General features: G+C 77.0%; 1 protein-coding gene. It reads right to left on the bottom strand.

The window, feature by feature from the left end:
* The coding region (locus tag H5J33_RS35185) for a beta-ketoacyl reductase (RefSeq protein WP_181798707.1) at positions 1-1415 on the bottom strand (1415 nt) is incomplete at both ends.

The raw sequence follows: 1415 nt of genomic DNA, 5'->3' as shown, positions 1-1415 counted from the left end.
GGAGGCGCGCAGCGCCGCGGTGTCCAGCCGGGTGACCGCGAGGACGCTCTCACCGCTGCCCAGCGCCGCGTCGAACAGGTCGAGCGCGTCGTCGGTGGCCAGCGGGCGCAGGCCCGAGCGGGCCAGCCGCCGCACGTCGGCCTCGGAGAGGTGCCCGCTCAGCTCGCTGCTCTCGGCCCACAGGCCCCAGGCGAGGGAGACGGCGGGCAGGCCCTGGGCCCCGCGGTGGGCGGCCAGCGCGTCCAGGAAGGTGTTCCCGGCGGCGTAGTTGGCCTGGCCCGCCGTGCCGAGCAGGCCGGCGACGGAGGAGTACAGGACGAAGGCGGTCAGGGGGTGGTCGCGGGTGAGGTCGTGCAGGTGCCAGGCGGCGTCGGTCTTGGGCCGCAGGACGCTGTGGAGTCGGTCGGGGGTGAGGTCGGTGAGCAGGCCGTCGTCGAGGGTGCCGGCGGTGTGCACGACGGCGGTGAGGGGGTGGTCGGCGGGGATGCCGTCGAGCAGACGGGCGAGCCGGTCGCGGTCGGTGGTGTCGCAGGCGGTCAGGGTGACGGTGGCGCCGAGCCCGGTGAGCCGGCTGCGCAGCTCCTCGGCGCCGGGGGCGTCGGGGCCCCGGCGGCTGACCAGGAGCAGGTGCCGTACCCCGTGCTCACGCACCAGGTGCTCGGCCAGGACCGTGCCCAGGGCACCGGTCGCGCCGGTGATCAGCACGGTGCCGTCGCCCCACTCGGGCGCGGTGCCGTCCGTCGTCGCGCGGGCCCAGCGGGGGGCGAGCAACGTGCCGTCCCGAAGGGCCAGTTGCGGCTCTCCGGTGGCGAGTGCGGCCGGCAGCGCCGTCAGGTCCGCGTCCTCCTCGGTGTCGATCAGGACGAGCCGGTCCGGGTTCTCCGTCTGCGCGGAGCGCACCAGGCCCCAGACCGGGGCGTGGGCCAGGTTCGTCCCCCGGGTGGCACCCCGGGTGATCACCACGAGCCGTGACGCGGCGAACCGGTCGTCGGCCAGCCACACCTGAAGGCCCGTCAGGAAATCCTCCGCGACCTCCCGTACCGCGTCGGGAACCGCCGCCCGCGGGTGCTCCGCCACCGGCAGCAGCACGTACGGCGGGACCCCGGCCCCGGCGTCCACCGCGCGGACGAGGGCGGGCAGGTCGTCGTACGCGACCGCGGCGCCGTACGGTGCCGTGGCGGACCCGCCGATCACGGCGAGCGAGTCCCCCGCGGGGTGCGCCGGCTCCTGCGGAAGCGGCGTCCACTCCACCCGGAACAGTCCGTCCCGGGTCCCGGAGCCGGCGGCACGCAGCGCCTGCGCGGACAGCGGTCGCAGGGTGAGCGCGTCGGCCGAGACCACCGGGGCGCCGGTGGGGTCGCACACGGTCAGGGCGTACGTCGGCGAGTCCGGGTCGCCGGCGGTGGGCGCCAGGC

Origin of the sequence: Streptomyces sp. WELS2, from assembly GCF_013870595.1 — a bacterium.
Taxonomy (GTDB): domain Bacteria; phylum Actinomycetota; class Actinomycetes; order Streptomycetales; family Streptomycetaceae; genus Streptomyces.
Note: the sequence above shows the minus strand (reverse complement) of the source record. Positions and strands in the feature narration are given on the sequence as shown.